The sequence below is a fragment of the Bullifex porci genome (assembly GCF_009695635.1).
In the GTDB taxonomy this organism is placed as follows: Bacteria; Spirochaetota; Spirochaetia; order Sphaerochaetales; family Sphaerochaetaceae; genus Bullifex; species Bullifex porci.
This window is the reverse complement of the sequence record NZ_VUNN01000050.1, coordinates 1-1,778: the sequence shown is the minus strand read 5'-3', so window position 1 is coordinate 1,778 and position 1,778 is coordinate 1. Positions and strand designations below refer to the sequence as shown.

Here is a 1,778-nt window from a genome sequence, read left to right as displayed (position 1 = left end):
AATTTTTCTGCGACAAAACCTGTATATGCAGAAGGAGCCCAAATGATGAAAACTGATTTCACCTATACCTACTGCTACAAAGATGAAAATGGCTCTATAATACTAACAAATTCTGCACCACAAGATGATATATCAATTTATACACGTGATGAAAATACTTCATTCATCACATTACTTGATGACCAAGATACATACAGATCAGCAGATAAGGTTTATGCAGGCATATTGCTTGCAAGCCCTGATACTCCAGAGGGTTACATAAATAAGGAAACTGAAATAAAAGTAATTAAAAACTGCGAAACAGATATCAAGAGTCTTGCATCATATAAGCTTAAGAGCGGAACTACGTATGAATTATCAGGAAATATATATAAGCGATTCTATTATGATGGGAAAATGATTGGAAGAACAGTAATTCTTGGTAAGACTGATGACGGAGTCAAAATAGCAGATGGTTTTAAAATCTACACCAGTGAATTAATAGGAAGCGATACTACCCTTTCAGCCGATGAACTAAAAGAAAAGTATAATAGTGTTGCAGAACCATCATGGAAACTAGAGACTGCAGCAGAGCTCCTTAATAAGGATAGTTTTGCCAGTTCTGGATATATACTTTTAAAGATTACTGAGGATGAAAAAGGAGAAATAACTAAAGATAATCCTGGTTACATCAGAGTTCACAAGTAACCAAGAATATTTTTGTAAAGAATACTGGCCGTTATCAAATAATGACGGCCATTCTTTTAATTTATTAAAGCGTATTTAAAGTTAATAAATCTTAGAATACTAAGAATTAATTTTTTGGGAAAACTTCTTAGTTGAACCATACATCGATATAAAAGTAAAATAAATATTAGGGTTAAAATATAGTCCAGCTTTTATCTTGAATAATAAGCAATAATATATTGCGTTTAAAGGATATAGGATATATGTACAGAAGAAAAATATTAACAGTAGCTATCACATTAATGCTAATTTTTACTTTTATTTCTTGTAATCACTCAACATCTGAGCCTCAGGATGTAATTAGAAAGATTACAATAATTGGAGATTATTCACTTGCAGGAATTCCCTCTGAAGTAAAAAATGGAACCGTAATTACATTTCCAGAAAAGATAATCAACGGCCATAGTTACACTGCAACCATTGCCAATAGGCCATATTCTGCAGGTGAGAAATACACTGTAAATTCAGATATCATCATCAACCTACTCTTAAATCATGAATATACTCAATGGATCAATGATGGTAAATCCACACATGTTAGGCACTGTACGGTTGAAGGATGTAGTAACATCGAGAGTGGTTATCATATAATAAAAAATGGAAGCTGTACCTTATGCGGTTACCACTCTGATCTTTTCACCATCAGTGACAATCTTGCTGAAGATAGTAAAAAGGCGATGAAAGACATTTCATCTTCAGAAACATTTAGTTATGTAAATGTAGGTAAAATTAAAAGCAAAGTATCTTCAATTAAGCTTGGTGAAAAAACTTATAAAGAAGAAGATACAATATCTATTGGAGAAGCAAGCCCGATTACAGTATTCACTATTGAAAATGGTGAACTTAAAGTCATAGCTCCAGTACTTTGGTTCTCAATGCTTGATAAAGAAATACTAAAAATAGAAAATGAATCATTTCTCCTTCCAGAAGTAGAAAAACCAAATCTAAAAATAGATGAAGATAAGAGTAAATGGTCAGCTGGAGATAATGAATTGACAATACAATATGATGGTAGTGTTGTCAGTACTAAATACAAAGATAGTGATTGTCAG

2 protein-coding genes are annotated in these 1,778 nt (G+C 32.2%); both read left to right on the top strand.

The features are described 5' to 3' along the window. On the top strand, positions 1-687 hold a 687-nt coding region (locus tag FYJ80_RS11530; protein ID WP_206361091.1), incomplete at its 5' end, for a hypothetical protein. A 242-nt stretch (positions 688-929) separates the two neighbouring features. Beyond that, positions 930-1,778: hypothetical protein (locus FYJ80_RS11525; RefSeq protein WP_154427044.1), on the top strand; the 849-nt coding region annotated here is incomplete at its 3' end.